Genomic DNA, 20,619 nt, shown 5'->3' on the forward strand with positions numbered 1-20,619 from the left:
AGACGCACCAGCTCCGACGGAATCCCCAGCTCCAACAGAAGCTCCAGCTCCAACGGACGCACCAGCTCCGACAGACGCACCTGCTCCGACGGAAGCTCTGGCGCCCAACGGACGCCCCGGCGCCAACAGAACCTTTGGCTCCGAAAGAATAAATTAGCCACAAAAAACTGACTGATCAATTGAATTTGACAAAAAAGATGCTATGAAACACAAACTAAAAATTTTTTCAAAACTTCCATTAATTGCTTTGTGCCTTATGTCTGCAATCGGAGCATATACTCCGGTTCTTGCAGACAGTGAATCCCAGGTAACTGTGTGTATTCTGGATTCAGGCTGCAACATGGAAGACATTACAGGGTGGAATTATCTGGAAGGCAGCGATAACCTTTCTGACAACAGCGGACATGGAACAGGCGTCTGTGAAATCCTGCTGGAAAAGGCACTGGATGCAAATCTGGTCATGCTAAAGTGTTTTGATGGGGAATCTGAAAATCAGACAGACGATAATACCATCATCCAGGCCATCTATGACAGCGTAGATAAATACCATGCAGATATCCTTAATATGAGTTGGACACTGAATAGAGATTCGAACCTCCTCCATGAAGCAATTCAGTATGCCAGCGAAAACGGAGTCCTGATACTGGCTGCAGCCGGAAACCTGAGCTTCCAGACACCTTCTGGAAGCCAGGTATATCCGGCTGCCTGGGAAGAAGTAATCGGCGTGGCAGGAGCTGATCTTGATGAAAACGGGAATCCCATAAGTTCGCTGTGGTATCTTGGCGGTGAAGCAGTATATGTAAGCGCAAACGGAAGTTATGAAGATCAGAAAGGATCCTCCTATGCGGTCCCCAGAGTAAGTGCAGCTGTAGCAGGGTACCTGCTGGAGAATCCAGGTGTAACGCAGGAAAAAGTACTGGACTATCTGAAAAATAAAGCTGTTGATGCCGGAGACAAGGGATATGACCTCAGTTTGGGTGGGGGTATATCGAATGAAAATTGATAAGTAGTTAGAATAATGCGGAATGTAGATACAAAACAAAAGAATGCAGCTCATGTGTTGCATTCTTTTTGTTTTATAAAGCCTGCAAAAAAGAGCGATCATTTTTCATAGGTCTTTTTTCATAAATATAATGTGGAAATTTTGTACAAATTATCCAAATAATAGTTGCGAAAAACTTTAAAGCATATATAATTGATTATAATCAAAAGTATATGCAAAATTATAATTACAAGGATGGATTGATGTAAAAATGCCAAAAGGATTACAACATAAAGGAATCGTCAGAAGAAACAAAATGATCTATGCAGCAGTAAAATTATTTCTGGAAAATGGATACGAGAAGACCACAACAGCCTCTATTGCAAAGGCTGCCGGGATGTCCCCCTCTTCCTTTTTTGCAGCATTTGATAATAAAGAAGCCTTGCTGCTTACCCTGGTCAAAACAATGTTTGGAAGCCAGTTTGATAAGGCTGAGAAATTATTAGGGGAAACCCCGGATCCGTTGCTTGTCTATGGAGTAGAAGTTTCGATACAGATGTACATAGCCGAATTGTCAGAACCGTTGAGGGAATTATATGTGGTAGGATATTCTCTTCCTACTACCTCAGAATATATTTATATGAGCACGGCGCAGAAGATTCAGCATATTTTTTCACAATATATAAAAGAAGCAGAATTGAAAGATTTTTATGAAATGGACATTGCCTCTGCCGGAATCACCAGAGGATTTATGGCAAAAAAATGCGACCTCTATTTTACCATGGAAAACAAATTAAGAAGATTACTGAAATGCTGCTTTACCTTATATAAAGTACCGGAAGCCAAACAAGAGGAAGTAATCGGTCAGATCTTAAAAATGGATCTGAAACCAATTGCAGAGAAAATCATAGAAGACACAGTAAGAAAAGCAGAAGAAGGATTTGAAGCAGTTTTGGCAGAAAAGTAAATATTTTGAAAATTATATAAGTATAAAAGGACTGACAAAAACCTGTCAGAAGTAGCAGCGACCTGCACAGAAGATGGATTAACGGAAGGAAGATACTGTGAAACCTGTGGTGCAGTATTTGCAGCACAGAAAGCAGTGAAGGCAACAGGCCATAAAGAAGTAATAGACAAAGAAATAAATGCCACGTATTTTACCCTTTAAGGATCCTGAACCTGAGGAAATTAATGGTTTTAAAGACATTACAGAAGCTGTAAACTTTTTAGATATAATTATCCAATGTGACGGACAATCAATAAATAATAAAGAGCATTTCTGCTTCACTCATAGAACAATTGAACCACATGAGGAGCGACGTGTTGAATATAGCGATGGAAGAACCGAAATGGGATGCTTTAAGTGCGAGACATGCTCCTGGAGAAGAACTATTCGGTATATAAATGAACCATCGTGGTATGCAGATTAAAGATATCCGGGGCACAAATTGTCATGTTGTTCATATCTGTAAGGAAATTTACAGAAATTAAGGGGCTGGAAACAGTCCCTTTTCAAATATTTTTGGAAAGTTACAGGGAAAACATATGGATAAAGTTTTGAAAAACTGTGCGTCGCATTCTCGTTACTTCAGTGATGAGCTAGGCGCACTATTTTTTGAAAATAAGTAGAACAAATGTTTGTAAATTCTATTTGCATATGGTACAATTCATTAGGAAAGTATCAGATTCAGAGCAAACAAAAAGAGCAATTCTGAGAAAAACTGGAACTGCTCTGAATGTGATTCTTTCCAATTGAATTGTCTGGTAATCTATATAGATGAAAAATGGAGTTTGCCTTAATCAAAATGTAATCTTAAAAATGAGATTCCATTGAAAAGGAAAATAATTGGCAGGAGGATATCTTATGTTTCGCGAGATGAGAAGATTTAAGCAACAGGTTTCACAAGATGAATGTAAAAAAATATTAAAAGATGAAAAAAGAGCTGCTTTTTCTGTAATTGGTGATGAAGGGTATCCCTATACCATTCCAATTAATTTTTACTATGAAGAGGCTGATCATACGATTTATTTTCATGGAGCCAGAGAAGGACACAAGATGGATGCAATCCAGAAATGTAATACAGTGTGTCTGACAACCTGGAACCAGGGTTTCAAAAAAGAAGGGCACTGGGAGTGGAATGCCACAAGTGTTGTTGTGTTTGGAAAAGCAGAACTTGTCACAGATACCAAGATTATAGAAGACCGTCTTCAAAAACTGGCAGAAAAATATTACCCTACAGTAGAAGAAGTAGAAAAAGAAATGAATGGTTCTGCAAGAAGCCGTGTCCAGCTATTTGCAATCAGAATTGAGCATATGACAGGGAAGCTTGTAAATGAGAAATAATGTGTAAGAGAGTTTGCTGACATAAAAAAGAAGGGAACACATTTATGATTATTCAGACCGGTATGCGGACGGATATCCCGGCGTTTTATTTGTTGAGGTAAGATAACGATACCTTTTTTGCAGAGGGTGTTATCTTACCTCTTTTTGATGTATGTTAGATAGCATAACTCTTTACGTCGGCTCCTATCTGTCTGAAATAGGAGATACTTTCAGTAGGCTTGTCGCCTGTATCAACTCTGCCGACAAAGCTATAAAAGATTTCGATTTTGCGGGTGTTCGTTTCCTTATCCAGTTCGTGAATAAGAATACGGTCAATAAATTCATGGACGTTTTCGTAGGTCAGTTCTTCAATCGCTGTGTATCTGCGTACCAGTGCGACAAACCTTTTTACGTCCGCGCTGCGCTCGGTGGCGTTGTCGATTTCCTGTGACAGCTCCGCAATCCTCCGGGTCAGCGTCTTTTTTTCTTCATCATAGCCGGAAGTCAGAAAAGCAAATTGTTCATCTGAAAGTTTCCCTAAAGCGTTGTCCTCGTAGAGCTTGCGGAATAAGATGTTCAGCTCGTTAATACGGTTCTGCGCCTTGTCAAGTTCTTTCCGCTGCTGTGTCAGCGTCTTTTGTACTGCCTTTGCGCTGCACTCGTTGGCGGTTTCGATAAACTCCTGTTCATGCTCTTTCACATAAGACGTTACTCGCTGCAAGTCTGCAAGGACAAGTTCTTTCAATACGCTTTTGCGGATATAATGCGTAGTGCAGAGCATATCATTTCTTGCCCGGTTGCGGTAGTTGCCGCAAGTGTAGGCGTGTTTCCGTTCAAGCGTCCCGGCTCCGCGTACTGCATACATTTTGTAGCCGCAGTCCCCACAAAAGAGCAGCCCGGAAAACAGGTCAATTTCATCAACCTTTGTCGGGCGTTGCCGGGTGGCAATCCGCTTCTGTGCAAGTTCAAAGGTTTCTTCATCAATCAAAGGTTCGTGAGTGTTGGGGAAGAAATACCTTTTTTCCTCCGGGTTCTTTTTCGTCTTTTTCGACTTATAAGATACCTTGTAGGTTTTCCCGGTTATGGTATGCCCTAAATACTCTTTCCTTGTCAGAATGTCGTACAGTGTCTTATCCGGCCAGTTGTACCATGCGTTGAGCTGTGGGCGGGGGTGGCGTTTGCTCCCTGTCCTGCGGTAGCGCAGTTCCCCGACGGTCAATATCTCATTGTCCCGCAGCCAGTTCTGGATTTCACACATACGGTCGCCCCGTACATACATTGCAAAAATCTGTTTTACGACGTGTGCCGTTTCCGGGTCGGGTATCAGATGATTGCGGTTATCCGGGTCGATAAGGTAGCCGTAAGGAGCTTCGCCGTTGACGCGCTCGCCTTTCTGTGCCTTTGCCTGTTTGACAGCCCGGATTTTCTTTGAGGTGTCGCGGGCGTAAAACTCGTTGAACCAGTTCCGCAGAGGGGTAAACTCGTTATCTTCCCTCGCTGTGTCTACACCGTCGTTAATGGCAATGTAGCGCACTTCGTATTCGGGGAAAACAATCTCTATCAGTTCGCCGGTTTTCAGATAATTACGTCCCAGACGGGAAAGGTCTTTTGTTATGACGGTCGCCACGTTCCCGGCTTCAACCTCATGCAGCATGGCTTGAAGCCCCTCACGCTCAAAGCTCACGCCGGAAAATCCGTCGTCTACAAAAAAGCGTGTGTTGAAAAAGTGGTGTTCGTCAGCATACTTTTGTAAAATCAGTTTTTGGTTCTGTATGCTTTCGCTTTCCCCGGCTTGCATATCTTCCTGGCTCAATCTGCAATATAAAGCGGTAATCTTGTCTGTCTGTAACATTTTGTCCTCCTTTCCGACGACAGACAAGCATGGTATTTGTACTGTCTATATTATACCACATACCGCTGCCTGTGTCATGTATAAAATGTGAAGAAACGCCCTATTTCCGGGCGTTTGCGGGGTTCAGCTCCATGTCCTTGCGAATGAGCTTCTTTATCTTTTTATCCAGTGTGTCCGTTGCGCGTTCACTTGCGGACGAACATACAAGGTAAGTAACTTTTCCGATTTTATGCTCCGTTGTGGTAACGGGCGTCTGGTTTTGCGTCAAAGAAAATCCCCCTTTCTTTCGCAAACATATAATACAGTCTATGAATAGCAGCAAGTCCACTATTCAAGAAAACAAAGGCTTTAATCGGACGGTTATTAGCATAACCTCATGGGAATTTCACCCCGGCATGGTTCTCATGCAGCCCTACCCATTGCCTGCGACGCTCTTAACGCTCGGACTGTGGCTGTAAGGAAGTATCATTGTATATTTTGCGTGTCGTCGCCCGCAAGCCGCTACACTTGCTTTCCGGCGCGGTGTTGGTCGCTCGGCTGTCCGGGCGGGGATAACCTCACCCGGATAGCGTCATGGCGCACCCACCGTATGGCTCGGCGCAAAAGGAACGTATCCGATTTGCCCTATGCTGCGCCGCCGTTATCTTGCGCCGCTTTCTTTGTCAAGGTTCAGAATGGCTTTGCTGCCGCGTCAGCAGCGGAACGGAAAAGGGGGAGAGAGAAAGCGTCCCGCCGCTGCGGTTTATTCCTCTGCCTTAAAGGTGAGGACAGCCATCATCAGTTTTGCTTGCAGCCGTTCCCGAATGTCGTGGTCTACGCCAAAATAGACGTTCCCGCGCTCGTCGTACAGCTTCCGCATGGAGAGGCGGGCTATGTAGCCGCTGAAATGCTGCAAGACAATCTTCATAGCGTCCGGGTCGCCCTTTGTCGCTGCCAAAATGACAGGATAGGGAACAAGGGCTTTTTCCGGGTAGCCGGGTTCGTTACCATTCGTCCCATTCATCAGCATTTTCCTCCAGATATTTTTTTAGCAGCTCAAAAGAGCTTGTCCGCCTGTACTGTATCGTGCTTCTCGACGTATCGAACAGCTCCGCAATCTCGGTGTCGTTCATTCCCTCGAAATAGTACAGGAGTACGGCTTTGCGCTTTTCTTCCGGCAAAGTACGGATTGCTTCAAGAAGCAGCTTCGGCGTGATTTTCTTCCCGGCTCTTTCAAAGGCGATTTCCCCTTTGAAATATTCATCAAAGGTATGAAGCTGCCGCGCTTCTTCTAAGGTCAAGTCGGAAAAGGTAATCTCCCTTGCCTTATGCCTGTGCAGCTCTTTGTGAGCGTCACACGCTTCATTGTGCAGTACCGTATTACAAAACTTCTGGAAAGCGCACTGTTTTATAAACTCCCTGCGATTAGGTTCCACATTCTCACCCCCTTTCTCGTTGGAAAGTTGGTGGTGCTTCCCCCTTTTCGCGGGGCAATACTGCCTTTTGAAAAAAACGCCGAAGATTTTCGGATTTTTTTCAAAAAATTTTTTGAGCAGCAAAATACGCCTGTCCGAAAAGCCCGGACAGACGTATAGGTATTGTAAGCGGTATTCAGATGATTAGACAGTTCATATTGATAGACGTAGTTTTCCCCGGCGGTGGTCGGGCTTTTTTTGATGTGTCAATGACCGTCGGATTTTGTCGATATGGTATGTGCTTCATGGCGGCTACCTCCTTTTAGCCGCCGCTTTTAACAGTGATACCGCGTCATTTCATTAGAAGATAAAAAGAAACGGCGGCTTTGGTTTTTCAAAGCTGCTGCGGAAATCAAAGAACGACAAGCAACAGTTCTGATTTTGCTCCAATATGGTTATTGGGGGCACAAATTAAATCAAAAAAGAGCCGATAACAGCAGTATTTCAAACTGCATATTATCGGCTCTGCGTCTGTGCGTCTGGCTCTTTTAATTAAATTATTTTTGTTGTTTTTTGGCTTTATTATATGTATTAGCTAACTGTCCACAAGCTGCTTTAATCTCTCTACCATGAGAAACTCTCATGGTAACTTCAAGTCCTGTTTGCTCTAATTGATGTTTGAACGCAACCATTTCTTGTTTTTGTGGTGCTCTAATTTTTGAATTACTCGTCGGGTTGTATTGCAGCACGTTAATCATAACATTTTTGCCCTTAAACCATTTTGCAAGTTGCCTTATATCTGAGGAACGGTCATTTATACCTGGTAAAAGCAAATACGCAAATACCACTTTTCGATTATGCCTTTGTGAATAGGACAATGCTTGCTTAACAACATCTTCAATAGCGTACATGTGCATATGAGGAATGATGCAGTTTCTCGCAGCCTGTGTTGCTGCATGTAAAGATATTGTCAACTGAATTTTTAGATGTTCTTCGCGCAATTTTTTTAATTGATTAACTGGACCAACTGTTGATACGGTAATGCCGTCGGTTGGAAAGTTAAGTCCATTTCTATCTCGAAGAATATGGATTGCTGCAATCAAGTTGTCGTAATTGAATAAAGGTTCTCCCATTCCCATAAAAACGATACGATTTACTTTTTGACGTATCAATATGACCTGTTGCACAATTTCAGATGGTGTTAGATTACGAACGAAACCATTGCGTCCGGACTCACAAAAAATACAGCCAACAGAACAACCAACTTGCGTACTTACGCAAACAGTCCCACCATCTCGCCGTTTAATAAAAACCGTTTCGATATACCTGTTGTCTTTCAATTCATAAACATACTTTTCAGTATCGCTACTTTTATAGACTTTTTTTGTTGATATTGATAGATTTTTTTTGTGAAATGGCTGTTTATACAATTCCGCATATAAGGCTCTTGCTTTATCCTCTCCAATTACTTCCGACATTTCTTTGTAAGTAAATCCGTATGGGTCATTCAATATTTCCGTAAGTGTACTTTTAGGTAAGTGTTTCATTTAATATCCTTCCTTTTGTTTTTCAGAGTTTTTGATTATGATTTCTAATTTTTCAACATCAATGATATGTGTTAATTTACATTTAGGGCAGAAAAGAGGAAAATTTCTTAATACCGTATTATAAAATACTTGAACCCTCGTCTTTCCGTTACAAATTGGACATTTTATCCAATATTTTTCAAGCATAATATTTCTCCTTTTGTGCAAAAAAATACAGGTCAATTCTCAACATGAGCATTGACCTGCATTTATACATATAACACTACAACAAAATTAAGGCATAGTTTTTATACTATGTCTATACATCGTTAGTTTTGTTGTATAGCATACGCAAAATAAGCATGACAAAAAAGCCCATATTGAAAATGGGAAAAATCTTTTTTGATTTCAATGCTTATCGAATACGCATGCTATGTAACATAAACATTTCCCCCTTTTAATAATACTATACAAAAAAAGCGGCTAATTGTCAACATATACATATGAATTATTTTGGCTAACTGATTGAATTGTGTAGACATATCCAAGAAGAAAGGGGAACAGTAAAATGTAACAGGGTGAATAACTATGGCAAAAAGACCAGTACCGAAATACGATTTCAAGGCTTTTGGGGCAGCGATAAAGGCGGCGCGGACAGGGCGCAAGGAGAGCCGCAAGAAAGTGAGCGACGAAATGTTTATCTCGCCGCGCTACCTTGCGAACATTGAGAACAAGGGGCAGCACCCAAGTTTACAGATTTTCTTTGAGCTTATGCTCCGCTACAATATATCCGTAGACCAGTTTCTTTTGGAAACGCCGCCAGAGAAGAACACGCAGCGGCGGCAGCTTGACGCGCTTCTTGACGGTATGAGCGATACAGGCATACGGATTGTGAGCGCAACGGCAAAGGAGATAGCGGAAGTCGAAACAGAGGGCAGATAAGAAGTGTCCGTCAGAATTGAATAAGGTTTAGAGAGCGTTGTAATCTTTTTTTGAGGATTGCAGCGTTTTTCTTTTGCGGAAGTTTGGCAAAACCGGGCATAGCTCCGTAGTAAGGCATAAGGGATAAAAACATTCGTAGCAAGCATAGGAAGCGGGTACCCACTTCCGTATTTTCCCCTCCCGCGCTGCGGCGCGTCGGTTGAAAATTGCTTGTTGGGAAGTGTCCCAAACCCTCGGAACGGAAAGGAAAGGAGCGAATACATGAACGGACGCAAAAGAACGGTGCAAATCAAATTCAGAGTGACGGAAGCGGAACGGGATTTAATACTGGAAAAAATGAAGCTCGTACCCACCCGGAACATGGCGGCATATCTGCGGAAGATTGCCATTGACGGGTATATCATTCAGATAGACCATGCCGATATAAAGGCAATGACCGCAGAGATACAGAAAATCGGTGTCAACGTCAACCAGATAGCACGCCGCGTAAACGCGACGGGGAACGCATACCAAGAGGACATAGAGGAAATAAAGGGGGTGCTTGCGGAGATATGGCGGTTACAAAGATTAAGCCTATTAAAAGCACTCTAAGCAAAGCCCTTGACTATATCGAAAACCCGGACAAGACGGACGGAAAAATGCTTGTGTCCTCTTTCGGCTGCTCCTATGAAACGGCAGATATTGAATTTGAATATACCTTGTCCCAAGCACTCCAAAAGGGGAACAATTTAGCCTTTCATCTGATACAGTCCTTTGAGCCGGGGGAAGTCGATTATCAGAAAGCCCATGAAATCGGAAAGCAGCTTGCCGACGCGGTAACAAAGGGGCAGCATGAATATGTACTCACGACGCACATTGACAAAGGACACGTCCACAATCACATTATTTTCTGCGCCGTAAATTTCGTAGACCACCGCAAATATAATTCCAACAAAAGGAGCTATTACGGCATACGGAACATGAGCGACAAGCTGTGTCGGGAAAATGGCTTGTCCGTCGTCGTTCCCGGCAAGGGCAGCAAGGGAAAGAGCTATGCGGAGTACCAGGCAGAAAAGACGGGTACAAGTTGGAAAGGCAAGCTAAAGATTGCCGTTGACGCGCTTATCCCCCAAGTTTCCAGTTTTGAGGAATTGTTGCAGCGGTTACAGGCGGCGGGCTATGAGATAAAGCCGGGGAAATATGTGTCATGCCGCGCCCCCGGACAGGAACGCTTCACCCGTCTTAAAACCCTCGGCGCGGATTATACAGAGGAAGCCATAAGGGAACGGATAGCGGGCAGACGGGCAAAGGCGGCGAAAGCCCCCAGAGAGCAGCGCGGCGTTTCGCTGCTTATCGACATTGAGAACAGTATCAAGGCGGCGCAGAGTAAGGGCTATGAACAGTGGGCGAAAATCCACAATCTGAAACAGGCAGCAAAGACCATGAATTTCTTGACGGAACATAAGATTGAACAGTACGCGGATTTAGTCAGCCGGATTGAAGAAATGGCAGCGGAAAGCGGACAGGCGGCAGACGCATTGAAGGACGCGGAAAAGCGGCTTGCGGACATGGCGGTGCTTATCAAGAATGTTTCCACCTACCAAAAGACAAAGCCCGTCTATGACGCATACCGCAAGGCAAGGAACAGGGAGAAGTACCGCGCCGGACAGGAACAGGCGATTATCCTACATGAAGCCGCCGCAAGGTCGCTGAAAGCGGCGGGCATTGCAAAGCTCCCGAACCTTGCCGCGCTGCAATCGGAATATGAAGCCCTCCAAGCGCAGAAAGAAGCCCTTTATGCCGACTATGGGAAGCTGAAAAAGAAAGTCCGGGAATACGATATTATCAAGCAGAACATTGACAGCATTTTACAGGCAGACAGGCAGCCGGAACGGGAAAAGGGAACAGAGCGCGGATAAGGATAGCAAAATCCCCGCCGCTGTGCTATGATAGGGCTATCAAAAAGCAGAGGAGCGTTGAGCATGGAAAACCAGAAAATGCCGGAATATGAAACCATACGCGCCGCCGTTGCCGGGGAAAAATGGGCGGTGGAGAAAGTCGTGGAGTGCTACAAGGACGAAATCGACAGGCTATCGACGGTAGCGGTCAGACAGCCGGACGGAAGCACGAAACAGGAAATCAACGAAGATATGCGCCAGTCCATCACAAAGAAGCTGATAGAAGCCCTCCCGCAGTTCCCGCTTGAAGAAATGGAAAAGGGAAATGTCAGATAGGCAAAAAAAGAACAGGGCGCGGAAGCCAGTATATGACTTCCGCGCCCTGTCTTTTTATGGGTGCTGTTTTCGTGAATGTTACGCAGTAGAACGCCATTTTTGGGGGTAAAGGTATAAAGTATCGCCTATCCGATTTTCACGCCCGGAAAGCCCTGTAAATCAAGGGATTTTCCGCGCCTACTGCGTAACAGGGGCGCGTCTTTTCCTCATGCGCTCGGCGGCTTGTCTGCGGGTGATACGTTTCCGGCAGACGGGGCAGTATTTGACACTGTTAGAGGTTGACGCAAAGAACGCGCCGCACTCGGTACATTTCTTCTTATCCCCTGTCTGGTAAAGCTCCGCATAAAGCAGCCTGTCGGCGGGAAGCACCGCAACCCGGAACCACTTGCAGAGAAGCGAATAGGAAATGAGCTGCGGACATACGCACTCGTCCCCGTCGTCCAGTAAGATACAGTTCCCGTTATCATAATTGCAGCACGTCCGGCGCACAAGGGCGTTGACTTTCCGGCTCTGGGGCGGCGTCAGCCGCTTAACCCCGTTCATACTTCATCAGCGGCGTAAATGGGAAGCTCTGCAAATTCCGCTTCGGTCAAAGCGTCCACTTTGGAAAGGGTGCGCTTTGCAAGCTCCCGCATATCCGCGTCCATGTAGGGCAGCGCGGCGTTGACATTCTCAATCAAAGCCCGCTTGCCGCCCTCGTTGTAAATGCTCAAAAGGTTTGTTTCTTCAACAGTCAGTCTAATCATGCTCATACCTCCATATCGTGATTTTTTGTTTTTGCCGCCGCCTTTTTCGGGGCGGTCTTTGCCTTGTCTGCTTTAAGCTGCGCCCGGATAGAGGGGCGGGGCTTCCTTATCTCCCTGTCCCGGTTCTCCCCCTTGTCAATCAGCGCATACGTCCCATGTCTGCCCTCGATTTTGGAAAAGGAAAGGGTCTTGTAGGGCAGCATGGAGAAAAGGCGGTCAGTGTCCTTTGTGGCTGCAAGCCGCATGAACGCCGGGGAAAGCTCTGCCATGAAATGGGTCTTGTTCGGGCTGTTCGGCTCGTAATGCCGCTTCATTTCCCGCACAATGCGCCGCGCTTCCGTTTCAATCAGCCCGTCCCGCAAAGCGGCAATATGCGCCTTGAAATCCCCCGGCGAAAGCTGCTCCCGGCTGCGCCGTTCTTCCTGTAAGAGCGATTGCAGCGCGTCCGGGTCGTTGGGTACGGCTTCAAAGCGTTCAAATTTCCCAAGCTGCGGGTCTGGGGTTCCGTCAAAATATCTCCCGGCTTCCTGTACCCTTTCCCCATGCTCATAAATCAGCTTCACCGTATCGGCGGGCAGCTCCTTTTCCTTGACGCGCTCATAATGTTTAGAGTAGTCCAGTTCGTACAGATTGCCCTTGATTTTCCCGCGCTCCTTTCCCGTCAGCTCGATTGCATAGGCAAGAACGCGGTCGCTTGTCTGCTCCATGTAGAAACGCCATGTGTTGTGGGGCGCGGTGTCTTTGAGGAAAACGTCGCGCTCCCGGAAACAGTGCGTCCCGGACGGGCGGCAGAACCACAAAAGTGTTTTGTCCTCCCTGTGGGGCTTGCCGCCGCCTTTGCGATAATCTCTTTGTCAATGTCTAAGTCGCTCTGGTAAAAGCCTGTGTTCTGCTTCATAATCGCTTCAAGGGAAGCAAACAAATCCATGTTTTCAAATTTGCTCTGTTCCGGCATGGGTCAGCTCCTTTCCAAGTCCTGTGACTTCTGCTTTGCGTTTTTCTTCTGTGCCTTTTCCTTGTCGGCTCTAAGCTGCGCCCGGATAGAGGGTTTCTTTTCCGGCTTCGCTCCCTTGCCGCGCTCCTTGTCGGCTTTGACAGCGTTAGCCAGGTCAACAAGGGAAATCTGCTCGCCCGCCTTTACCTTTGCTTCCAGTTCGTCAACGGTGGGGGTGTTGTTGATGATACCGTCAATCATGTTCCCGTTCTGCTCTGTGGTCTGCTCGGCGGTTTTCAAGGGATTGTCCCGCTGCGCCTGTTCTGCGGCAACGGCAAACGCCCGCGTCCCATTCCCCATAATCAGATACTTTCCGTCGTCCGACTGGTGGTGAAAGCCATATCCGGCGGCTTCTATCTGCTCCCGGCTCATGGCGGTCACATGGAAAGTCCCCCTCGGTGTCTTGACAGTTTCGCCCGTTTCCAAGTCGTCCGGGGTAAGCTGCTTTTGCTCCTGTAAAAACTCCGGCACTTCCCGAAAACCTACACTGTCAACGAAATGCGCCGCGTCCTGTCCGTCCTGATGAAGCACTACCACGTCGGAAACGGAAAGGCTGTGTCCCTTAAAATCTTTGGGGTGGTCGATATTGAAACAGGTGTAAATATCTTCAAGGGAAGTTTCCGGCGCAAGGGGCGCGGAATAGACAAGCTCATAGTTCGCCCTGTCAACCACATTTCCCGCCGCCTGCAGGCGGTCGTATGGCTCAAAGCGGAAATCCCTTGTTTCGTCCCCGCCCTTTATCTGGTAAATGGAAAAGGTGTCTTTGTCCTGTCCGGCGGTCTGCGCCGTTTCCTGTGCCTTTGCGTAAAGCTGCTTCACGTCGCCCTCGGTCAGCTCGCCGCTTTTGAGCTGCCCCATAAGCTCGCGGCATTTCTCCGGCGTTCCCGTATAAAGCACGTCGCCCATTTTCGCCCGCCCGTTCTCCTGTGTCACATAGGCTTGCAAGAGGTAGCTGTTTTCCCGGCTGTCGCTGTAAGGGTTCCGGCGCACTCTGTAAATCGTTTCCGGGGTAAAGGCTTCTTTCGGGCTGCGCCCGCTTTTTCCTGTGCGCCGGATTTTCCCGGTGCGGCTGCTTCCGGATCCGGCTTCTCCGGCGCGGCTTCCTGTCCCTCTCTGGTGGGCTGCTCCTGTCCGGCGGTCTGCTCCTTGTCCTGTGCCTTTTGCAGCTCCGCTAAGTTCTCGTCTATGGAATTGATAATCTCGGCGGCTGCGCTGCGTATCGTTTCAGGGAGCTTTTCAGCTCGGACAGCTCCCGCCCGCTGCTCCACCCGGCGACATAGCCGAAAGAGTAGTCCGACGTGTCAAGCCCGTAATGTTGGCAGACAGTATAGGCGACGCTTTCCGCTTCGACTTCGCGGGTGCGGCGGTCAACGTGGGGCTGCTGCTCGTCCTTTGGCGCGTTGAGGTCAATGTCGTGCAGCTTCGCATGGGCGATTTCGTGAATAGCGGTCTTTAAGGTCTGTAATTCGCTCATGCCCTCGTTGATAGCAATGCGCTTGTCCTCCAAGTGGTAGTAGCCATGAGAGCCGCCCTCGATATTCTCAAAGGCGATAGGAACGGGGGAAGTCTTTTCAAGGGCTGCGAAAAAATCCTTGTAGCGGTCAACGTCGCCTGTCAGCTCGTCAACCGCAATGTCCGGCAGCTCCTTTCCCTCGGTCTGGGAAACGTCAAAGACGGATACCACCTTGTAGGCGGGTATGGTGACTTCCTTTTCCTCGGTGACGGGCTTCCCGTCCTTGCCGATAACGGGCTTCTGCGTGTGCGGGTCGATTTTCTGCATTTCCTGTTTGATTTTATAGGGTGACGGAGCAATGATTTTAATTCCCTTTTGCCCTTTCATCACGTTTCGTTCAAAGTTGTTCTTCCAAGCGGAAAAGCCCGCCACAAGGGAAGCGTCCGGCTTCTGCATGGCGATAAGGACGGTGTTTCGGAAGCTGTAATTATGGAATTTTGACATGACTTTCAGATATTCCCGGTAACGCTCGCTGTCAAAGAGTTCCGCAATACCCTGTTCCAGACGGTCGGTAATCTCTTTGAGCTTTTCGGCGGGCTTCTCGCTCGTCAGCACGATAGGGATAACCGGGCGCGGCTCCTGTGGCTGCTCTGCGGTCTGCGCCGTTCTCTGCCCCGGCGCGGCTGCGTCCATTTCTACCTTTGACGGGTCGGGTCTTTCCGGCTGCGGGGGCTGCGGCGTTACCCGGTATTCCTCCGGCACGTCGCGCCCGTCGTACCATTCTGTAAAGGTGTTGCGGTTGTTGTAGATATAGCCCTTTTCGGTAAACATACCGTCGTCGTTAATGGAAGCGTCCCGCCCGTATTCCTCATACATGAAATACTTTTTCGCTTCTTCGGGAAGTTCCGGTTCTTCCAGTTCATCAACCAGATAACGCCCGTATTCTTCTTCATTGTGGACGGACGGATAAATCCAGTAGCAGTCAAGGTTCTGTGCAAGGTTGATAATGTCCTGTAAGCTGTCGGCATGGTCGCCGTATTCAATGGCTGCAATGAATTTCTCCCGGTCGTCGTCAAACTGCATTTCCAAGAGCTTCCCTAAATAGTTCAGCTCGTCGGGGTGGGAATACTCGCTTAAATGCTCCGTCAAGCCGGGGATAGTGGATTGAAATTCTGTGAAATGCCATTCCTCATAGTGCTTGAAGTCAATCCCGATACGGTCAAAGACTTCTTTCAGATGTTCGGCAGTCGTGGGGAATGTCACCCATTCGCCCGCGGGTCTGCCCTCGGTGTACTTCCCAAGATTGGAAAGATAGCCGCTTAAAATCGGTTCTGCCATTTGTTCGCTCCTTTCTTTTTCAATCATGCGGTGCATAAGCTCAAAATCCTCAATGCTCATGCTCCCGTCAAATACATAGGGGTTAAAATCCTCCCCGTCCCGGTAGGGCTTTTCGGAAAAGGGAAGCCCCGCTTCATGGGCGGCTGCCCTCGCTTCCTCGATAACCTCCGGGGGAAGCCTGTCGTCATGCGCTCCGATAAAACCGTCAATGTCGTTCATGCTGTTTTCGTAGTGGTAACGCACTCCGGCGGTCAGCTCGTCAAGGCTCATGTCCTCGCCTAAATGCCCGCAATAGTAGCCGTTTAAGATAACGGCGGCGGGGTCAATGCTTTTTATTTCCTCTAACCGGCTCCTGTCCTCCGGGTAGAGCGTATCGTCCATATCAAGATGAAAATATTCCGCGTTCCATGAACGCCCCTGTTTCCAGAACGCCACCCATGCGATACCGTCCCTAAGCTCGTCTTGATAGTCCTTTACGGTGTCCCGTAAACTTGCCATAGTGAAAAACCTCCTTTCTCTGCGGCAGCGTCATAAGCTGCATTTTTTGGCTGCATGGTCTACTACGGGTACGCCCGCATTTCTGCCAAATATTTTTGAAAATTTTTAGAGGGTGAAGCCCTCCGCAAAAGAGGGTTTGGGAAACTTCCCAACAAGCAAAATCCCCGTCCGGCGCGTCAGCGTCGCAACGGGGATTTACGGAAGTGGGTACCCGCTTCCTATGCTTGCTATTCAAGTTTTTAGTTCTTCTGCACTTCGATACGGTAGTTGACGTATTTCCCGCCAGTGTCAGCCAGAACGATAGTTCCGTCGTAGGTCTTGCCTGTTTTCGGGGAGTAGAGCTTCTTCACATTCGCCTTGCCGGATTTAAGGAGCGCGGCGGCAATCTTCGCGGAAAAAGCGGTCTTGCGTTCCTCGAAAAAGCGGTCATTCTTCCACATGACAAAGGCACATTCTTTGTTGCTGCAATAATAGTTTTTCTTCCCCTCATGGACGGGGGAACCGCAACGGGGGCATTTGCCGACAGAGGGCTTTTCCTCCCGGAACAAATCCTTTTTCCCGTCCAGTGCTGCGGCGTGTGTCTGCACAAGCTCCCGCGCCATAGCTTCAATGCCGGACAGAAATTCGCCGGGGTCTGCGGCTCCCTTTGCTATCTGCGTCAGATTGTTTTCCCATTCTGCGGTAAGCTGTGGGGAAGTGAGTATATCCGGCAGAATACAGATAAGGCTGTTCCCGTTTTTGGTAGGGATAAGCTGCTTCCCCTTGCGCTCCGCAAAGCCGCCCTTTACCAGTTTTTCAATGACGGCGGCGCGGGTGGCGGGAGTGCCAAGCCCCCGGCGTTCCGCGTCCGGGTCGGTGTCCCCGTTCCCGGCGCGTTCCATAGCCGACAAAAGGCTTGCTTCGCTGTGGGGCTTCGGCGGCGTTGTGGTATGCTCCGTTACTTTTGCGGCGGGGTTAGGAAAGCCCTGTCCCTCGGAAAGCTTCGGCAGCGTCACGTCTGCATTTTCCCCGTCCTCCGCTTCGGGCTTATCTTTCAGCGTCGCCCGGTATCTGCGTTGAAGCTCTTTCCAACCCTCCGCAAGTACGGTCTTTCCCCTTGCGGTGAAGTCTGTCCCGGCGCATGAGAAAACCGCCGTAACCGCTTCATAAATATGCGGCTCGGCGGTGGCAAAAAGCAGACGCGCCCCCGCAAGGGTAAGGATATTCTTCTCGCTTTCCGGCAGCGCGTCCGGGTCAGCCTTTGCAAGCTCCATAGTGGGAATGATTGCGTGGTGGTCTGATACTTTTTTACTGTCTAATACCTTTACAACCTCCGGCGTGAAGTCCGCGCCCGCCATAAAGGGGAGTTTTTCGCAAAGCAGCGCGATAATGCCCGCTGCGGTGCCGCCCATGTCGTCAGTAAGAAAGCTGCTGTCCGTCCTCGGATAAGTAAGGAGCCGCTTTTCATAAAGGGATTGTGCAAGGTCAAGGGTCTGCTTCGCGGTGTAGCCGAAAATGCGGTTCGCTTCCCGCTGCAAAGAGGTAAGGTCAAAGAGCTTCGGCGGGGCTGCGGTTTTCTTCTCTCTGGTGAGGGAAACGCATACCGCCGTTTCCGCTTCGCAAGCCCCTTTCAGCGCGTCGGCTTCTGCCTTGTCGGAAATCCTCCCGCTTGCCGCTTCCGCGCCGGATAAATCAAGGCGCACATGATAATATTTTTCTTTCTGGAAATGGGAGATAGCCGCGTCCCGGTCGGTGAGCATTTTTAAGGTCGGGGTCTGGACGCGCCCCACGTTCAAGGTCTTTCCATACAGGCAGGAGAAAAGCCGGGTGGCGTTAATGCCGATAAGCCAGTCAGCCTTTGCGCGGCAGAGGGCAGACGCAAAGAGCGCGTCGTATTCCTGCCCGTCTTTGAGGGAAGCAAAGCCCGCCTTGATTGCCCCGTCCTCCATTGAGGAAATCCACAAGCGGCGCATGGGCTTCTTGCAGCCCGCCGCTTCGTAGACAAAGCGGAAAATCAATTCTCCCTCGCGCCCCGCGTCACACGCATTTACCACTTCGGAAACGTCGGCGCGGTGCATAAGCTCTTTTAGGGTTTTGAATTGCTTCCCCTTGTCCGGGTCAACGGCGTACTGCCATTCCTCCGGCAGAATGGGTAAGCTCTCAAAACTCCATTTTTTATATTGCTCCCCGTAGGCGGCAGCTTCCGCAAGCTGTACCAAATGCCCGACGCACCATGAAATGAGGCAGCCGCCGCCCTCGATATATCCGTCTTTCTTTTCCTTAACGCCAAGCGCGGCGGCGATAGTCTGCGCCACGCTCGGCTTTTCTGCAATAATCAGTTTCATTTTCTGTTCTCCTTTCGGTTGTTTTAGGTTTGAAATTGGTTTATACTTTAAGCATTACTATAAGAAACAGGTGACAATATGAAATCAATACATACTTTCGATGTTTTTGCTCCTACTGATGAACAGGAAGAAGCAATGAATAAAAAACGTGGCGGGCATTACAGGCGCGGTAAAAACAAAGAAATGGATTACTTTATTGAGTGTGCTACTTCGCTATTTCCCAACAACCATTATTCAAGGTTCACACCTATATATGATACGACAAAAGAGTTTTATCAACTGATTACTTCTTCCGATACAACAGAAAGAGCTATACTAAATTGGATAGCTTCTAATCGTGCATGGAATTATTTGTTTGGCTTATTACGGCATTATTACAGAACAGGACACCATGACGATAATTATATCTTTCCAGAGTTCAAAATCGGGTCGGCTTATGTGGCTGATTATCTGCTCATAGGTAATAGTTCAGACGGTTATCAATTTGTCTTTGTGGAATTAGAAGCTCCCAACGGGCGGATAACAAAAGAAAAAGGTACTCGTTTCGGGGAAGTAATCAATAAAGGGATTGAACAGGTTAGGGATTGGCAAATGTATATTGCTGCAAATTGGAATGTAATTGTAGCAGAATTGGAAAAGCACTCATTCTCCAATACAAAGTTACCCAGACAATTATACAAATATTGCCCTTATCAAATCTACTATGCTGTGATAGCCGGACTCCGTAAAGATTTTGAGAATATTCGTGATAGAAAGCTCCAACTGCAAAATGAAAATAACATAACACTTTTGCATTACGAAAATCTCATAGATGTTGCAAACGAAAATTAAAAGTCCATTTTCAGCGTTCCGGCTCACTTGCCTTTTTCTCCTGTACCTGTTTCAGACAGTAGCCCACACAAGGGAGCTGCCCTTTGTACGGACAGGAAGCGCAAGCCGGGGAATGGGGAACGGGCGGCGCATTGTCACGCCGCCCGCCCGGTCTTTGTATCATCATCTTTTCAAAGGGATTGTCGGTAAACAGGGTCATGCTTCCTCGTCCTCCTGTTCTTCATCAGAAAGCCCGTCCCCCTCGTCCGGCTCGTCCTCGTCGTAGTCGTCAAAATCGAAATCTTCAAGGTCGGTGCCGCCCTTGACGTTTTGCTTCGGCTTCATAAACTTAAAATAATAGAACGCGCCCCCGCCGCCAAGAAGTGCCACGACAAGGAAAAGCACAAGCCCGCCCGCATTGCCTTTCTCTTTGGGCAGCTCCGGCGGTTCCTCGGTTTCCGGCTCTGCTTCCTTGCCGCTGCAAGCGGTCATGTTGTCCTTGCAGACGGGGCAGCTCACATTTACCTTTCCGGCTTCGCATTTTTCGGTGCAACTGCAAACGGCGGGCGGGGCTGCTTCGGTGCTTCCGTCCTCCATAAGTGCTAAGAGGTCGGCTTCGTCCACTTGATTAAGGAAATGTACGGTGTTCTCGCCCTCGTCGTCCCGGTCAATGAGGATATAAAAGTAATTGCCGTTTTTGGTCGTTACGGTGATAAGCTGCTTGTTGCCGCCGAAATCGTCTACAAGGGTCGCGTTCCCGTCCGGGGTAAGGGGTTCTTCCTTTTGGGGTTCCTCGTAGACAACGCCGCTGTCGTTGGTGTCGTCCTCTCCCTCCGGGGTCTGTGCAAAAGCGGTGACGGAAAAGCCGCCCGAAAGCATAAGGGCGGCGCAAAGTGCGGTCAGTGTTCTAAGGATTTTCTTATTCATTCTCGGTGTCCTCCATTTCTTCGGTGTCGTGGTCTGCGGGTTCTGCGGGGTAGCCCGGCGCGGCTTCCATGCCCGGAATACCGCCCCCGGAAAGCATAGCGGAAAGCTCATGCGGGGAAAGGCGCATGGAGCGCACAAGCTGTACGATTTGCAGGTTTTCCGCTTCGGTTTTCTGCGCTTCAAGCCCCCTTAATTTATTCTGGTACTCGGTGATTTTCTCGCGGGTCTTTGCAATCTCCTTGTCGATACGTTCAATTTTGTTCATAGCCATCAATAAATTTCTCCTTTCAGATTTTC

At 48.0% G+C, this 20,619-nt stretch carries 20 protein-coding genes and 2 pseudogenes; 8 read left to right on the forward strand and 14 right to left on the reverse strand.

Going from position 1 to position 20,619, the window contains the following annotated elements:
- Window positions 1-202: 202 nt before the first annotated feature.
- From DW904_RS19760 to DW904_RS19770, 3 genes are all read left to right on the forward strand, one after another.
- Window positions 203-1,003, forward strand: a complete 801-nt coding sequence (locus DW904_RS19760) for a S8 family serine peptidase (RefSeq protein ID WP_118583842.1) — start codon at window positions 203-205, stop codon at window positions 1,001-1,003.
- Window positions 1,004-1,253: 250 nt separating this feature from the next.
- Window positions 1,254-1,949, forward strand: coding sequence for a TetR/AcrR family transcriptional regulator (locus DW904_RS19765; protein WP_237925604.1), 696 nt, complete (start codon window positions 1,254-1,256; stop codon window positions 1,947-1,949).
- 897 nt (window positions 1,950-2,846) lie between these two features.
- Window positions 2,847-3,326: a pyridoxamine 5'-phosphate oxidase family protein gene (locus DW904_RS19770; protein ID WP_118583844.1), complete on the forward strand. Its 480-nt coding sequence runs from the start codon at window positions 2,847-2,849 to the stop codon at window positions 3,324-3,326.
- Between the two features lie 154 nt (window positions 3,327-3,480).
- On the opposite strand, the gene DW904_RS19775 is transcribed toward DW904_RS19770, so the two are convergent.
- From DW904_RS19775 to DW904_RS19815, 6 genes are all read right to left on the reverse strand, one after another.
- Window positions 3,481-5,157 carry a recombinase family protein gene (locus DW904_RS19775; RefSeq protein ID WP_002569190.1) on the reverse strand — a complete coding sequence of 559 codons (1,677 nt, stop codon included), beginning with the start codon at window positions 5,155-5,157 and terminating at the stop codon, window positions 3,481-3,483.
- Window positions 5,158-5,257: 100 nt separating this feature from the next.
- Window positions 5,258-5,425 (reverse strand): transposon-encoded TnpW family protein, encoded by a 168-nt coding sequence (locus DW904_RS19780; protein ID WP_022621154.1) that lies wholly within the window; start codon window positions 5,423-5,425, stop codon window positions 5,258-5,260.
- Between the two features lie 474 nt (window positions 5,426-5,899).
- Window positions 5,900-6,160: a helix-turn-helix domain-containing protein gene (locus DW904_RS19795; RefSeq protein WP_002590583.1), complete on the reverse strand. Its 261-nt coding sequence runs from the start codon at window positions 6,158-6,160 to the stop codon at window positions 5,900-5,902.
- A complete protein-coding gene (locus tag DW904_RS19800; protein ID WP_009255547.1) occupies window positions 6,141-6,572 on the reverse strand; it encodes a sigma-70 family RNA polymerase sigma factor in 432 nt (143 codons plus the stop codon). The genes DW904_RS19795 and DW904_RS19800 overlap by 20 nt, the downstream gene beginning before the upstream one ends.
- 536 nt (window positions 6,573-7,108) lie before the next feature.
- Window positions 7,109-8,098 (reverse strand): 23S rRNA (adenine(2503)-C(2))-methyltransferase RlmN, encoded by a 990-nt coding sequence (gene rlmN / locus DW904_RS19810; protein ID WP_004607971.1) that lies wholly within the window; start codon window positions 8,096-8,098, stop codon window positions 7,109-7,111.
- Entirely contained in the window at window positions 8,099-8,284 is a 186-nt protein-coding gene (locus tag DW904_RS19815; protein WP_004607970.1) for a cysteine-rich KTR domain-containing protein, read from the reverse strand.
- Window positions 8,285-8,665: 381 nt separating this feature from the next.
- Between DW904_RS19815 and DW904_RS19820 the strand changes: the two genes are divergently transcribed.
- The 4 genes from DW904_RS19820 to DW904_RS19835 all read left to right on the forward strand — a co-directional run bounded on the left by DW904_RS19820 (window position 8,666) and on the right by DW904_RS19835 (window position 11,232).
- Window positions 8,666-9,019, forward strand: coding sequence for a helix-turn-helix transcriptional regulator (locus DW904_RS19820; RefSeq protein ID WP_004607969.1), 354 nt, complete (start codon window positions 8,666-8,668; stop codon window positions 9,017-9,019).
- A gap of 261 nt (window positions 9,020-9,280) precedes the next feature.
- A complete protein-coding gene (mobC, locus tag DW904_RS19825) occupies window positions 9,281-9,610 on the forward strand; it encodes a plasmid mobilization relaxosome protein MobC (RefSeq protein ID WP_002585086.1) in 330 nt (109 codons plus the stop codon).
- Window positions 9,571-10,917, forward strand: coding sequence for a relaxase/mobilization nuclease domain-containing protein (locus tag DW904_RS19830; protein WP_002585087.1), 1,347 nt, complete (start codon window positions 9,571-9,573; stop codon window positions 10,915-10,917). The genes mobC and DW904_RS19830 overlap by 40 nt, the downstream gene beginning before the upstream one ends.
- A gap of 63 nt (window positions 10,918-10,980) precedes the next feature.
- On the forward strand, window positions 10,981-11,232 hold the full coding sequence (locus DW904_RS19835) for a helix-turn-helix domain-containing protein (RefSeq protein ID WP_002585088.1): 252 nt from the start codon (window positions 10,981-10,983) through the stop codon (window positions 11,230-11,232).
- A gap of 177 nt (window positions 11,233-11,409) precedes the next feature.
- Here DW904_RS19835 and DW904_RS19840 read toward each other — a convergent pair whose 3' ends face one another.
- From DW904_RS19840 to DW904_RS19860, 5 genes and pseudogenes are all read right to left on the reverse strand, one after another.
- Entirely contained in the window at window positions 11,410-11,775 is a 366-nt protein-coding gene (locus DW904_RS19840; protein WP_002585089.1) for a cysteine-rich VLP domain-containing protein, read from the reverse strand.
- Window positions 11,772-11,978, reverse strand: a complete 207-nt coding sequence (locus tag DW904_RS19845; RefSeq protein ID WP_002569181.1) for a transposon-transfer assisting family protein — start codon at window positions 11,976-11,978, stop codon at window positions 11,772-11,774. The genes DW904_RS19840 and DW904_RS19845 overlap by 4 nt, the downstream gene beginning before the upstream one ends.
- A gap of 2 nt (window positions 11,979-11,980) precedes the next feature.
- Window positions 11,981-12,933, reverse strand: a pseudogene (locus DW904_RS19850) (hypothetical protein).
- A gap of 3 nt (window positions 12,934-12,936) precedes the next feature.
- Window positions 12,937-16,261: pseudogene (locus DW904_RS19855) on the reverse strand (antirestriction protein ArdA).
- 239 nt (window positions 16,262-16,500) lie between these two features.
- On the reverse strand, window positions 16,501-18,585 hold the full coding sequence (locus DW904_RS19860) for a DNA topoisomerase 3 (RefSeq protein ID WP_007037046.1): 2,085 nt from the start codon (window positions 18,583-18,585) through the stop codon (window positions 16,501-16,503).
- Window positions 18,586-18,663: 78 nt separating this feature from the next.
- Between DW904_RS19860 and DW904_RS19865 the strand changes: the two genes are divergently transcribed.
- Complete coding sequence (locus DW904_RS19865; protein WP_004607960.1) at window positions 18,664-19,416, forward strand: Shedu anti-phage system protein SduA domain-containing protein; 753 nt, start codon at window positions 18,664-18,666, stop codon at window positions 19,414-19,416.
- 10 nt (window positions 19,417-19,426) lie between these two features.
- Here the strand turns inward: DW904_RS19865 and DW904_RS19870 are convergent, their stop codons facing one another.
- Genes DW904_RS19870 through DW904_RS19880 form a run of 3 tightly spaced genes read right to left on the reverse strand, consistent with a single transcriptional unit; the run spans window position 19,427 to window position 20,593 of the window.
- Window positions 19,427-19,615: a hypothetical protein gene (locus DW904_RS19870; RefSeq protein ID WP_004607959.1), complete on the reverse strand. Its 189-nt coding sequence runs from the start codon at window positions 19,613-19,615 to the stop codon at window positions 19,427-19,429.
- Complete coding sequence (locus DW904_RS19875) at window positions 19,612-20,322, reverse strand: DUF4366 domain-containing protein (RefSeq protein ID WP_004607958.1); 711 nt, start codon at window positions 20,320-20,322, stop codon at window positions 19,612-19,614. Before DW904_RS19875 ends, DW904_RS19870 begins: the two co-directional genes overlap by 4 nt.
- Window positions 20,315-20,593, reverse strand: coding sequence for a DUF4315 family protein (locus DW904_RS19880; RefSeq protein WP_004607957.1), 279 nt, complete (start codon window positions 20,591-20,593; stop codon window positions 20,315-20,317). Before DW904_RS19880 ends, DW904_RS19875 begins: the two co-directional genes overlap by 8 nt.
- Between the last annotated feature and the right edge of the window lie 26 nt (window positions 20,594-20,619).

Source organism: Ruminococcus sp. AM42-11 (assembly GCF_003480145.1).
In the GTDB taxonomy this organism is placed as follows: Bacteria; Bacillota; Clostridia; order Lachnospirales; family Lachnospiraceae; genus Blautia_A; species Blautia_A faecis.

What these genes read in the sequence shown, in the direction of transcription:
- DW904_RS19845 (WP_002569181.1), bottom strand. Translation starts at nt 11,978, where the DNA reads ATGATTAGACTGACTGTTGAAGAAACAAACCTTTTGAGCATTTACAAC.
- DW904_RS19835 (WP_002585088.1), top strand. Translation starts at nt 10,981, where the DNA reads ATGGAAAACCAGAAAATGCCGGAATATGAAACCATACGCGCCGCCGTT.
- DW904_RS19765 (WP_237925604.1), top strand. Translation starts at nt 1,254, where the DNA reads ATGCCAAAAGGATTACAACATAAAGGAATCGTCAGAAGAAACAAAATG.
- DW904_RS19865 (WP_004607960.1), top strand. Translation starts at nt 18,664, where the DNA reads ATGAAATCAATACATACTTTCGATGTTTTTGCTCCTACTGATGAACAG.
- mobC (WP_002585086.1), top strand. Translation starts at nt 9,281, where the DNA reads ATGAACGGACGCAAAAGAACGGTGCAAATCAAATTCAGAGTGACGGAA.
- DW904_RS19870 (WP_004607959.1), bottom strand. Translation starts at nt 19,615, where the DNA reads ATGACCCTGTTTACCGACAATCCCTTTGAAAAGATGATGATACAAAGA.
- DW904_RS19820 (WP_004607969.1), top strand. Translation starts at nt 8,666, where the DNA reads ATGGCAAAAAGACCAGTACCGAAATACGATTTCAAGGCTTTTGGGGCA.
- DW904_RS19760 (WP_118583842.1), top strand. Translation starts at nt 203, where the DNA reads ATGAAACACAAACTAAAAATTTTTTCAAAACTTCCATTAATTGCTTTG.
- DW904_RS19880 (WP_004607957.1), bottom strand. Translation starts at nt 20,593, where the DNA reads ATGGCTATGAACAAAATTGAACGTATCGACAAGGAGATTGCAAAGACC.
- DW904_RS19875 (WP_004607958.1), bottom strand. Translation starts at nt 20,322, where the DNA reads ATGAATAAGAAAATCCTTAGAACACTGACCGCACTTTGCGCCGCCCTT.
- DW904_RS19830 (WP_002585087.1), top strand. Translation starts at nt 9,571, where the DNA reads ATGGCGGTTACAAAGATTAAGCCTATTAAAAGCACTCTAAGCAAAGCC.
- DW904_RS19770 (WP_118583844.1), top strand. Translation starts at nt 2,847, where the DNA reads ATGTTTCGCGAGATGAGAAGATTTAAGCAACAGGTTTCACAAGATGAA.
- DW904_RS19840 (WP_002585089.1), bottom strand. Translation starts at nt 11,775, where the DNA reads ATGAACGGGGTTAAGCGGCTGACGCCGCCCCAGAGCCGGAAAGTCAAC.
- rlmN (WP_004607971.1), bottom strand. Translation starts at nt 8,098, where the DNA reads ATGAAACACTTACCTAAAAGTACACTTACGGAAATATTGAATGACCCA.
- DW904_RS19860 (WP_007037046.1), bottom strand. Translation starts at nt 18,585, where the DNA reads ATGAAACTGATTATTGCAGAAAAGCCGAGCGTGGCGCAGACTATCGCC.
- DW904_RS19815 (WP_004607970.1), bottom strand. Translation starts at nt 8,284, where the DNA reads ATGCTTGAAAAATATTGGATAAAATGTCCAATTTGTAACGGAAAGACG.
- DW904_RS19795 (WP_002590583.1), bottom strand. Translation starts at nt 6,160, where the DNA reads ATGAATGGGACGAATGGTAACGAACCCGGCTACCCGGAAAAAGCCCTT.
- DW904_RS19775 (WP_002569190.1), bottom strand. Translation starts at nt 5,157, where the DNA reads ATGTTACAGACAGACAAGATTACCGCTTTATATTGCAGATTGAGCCAG.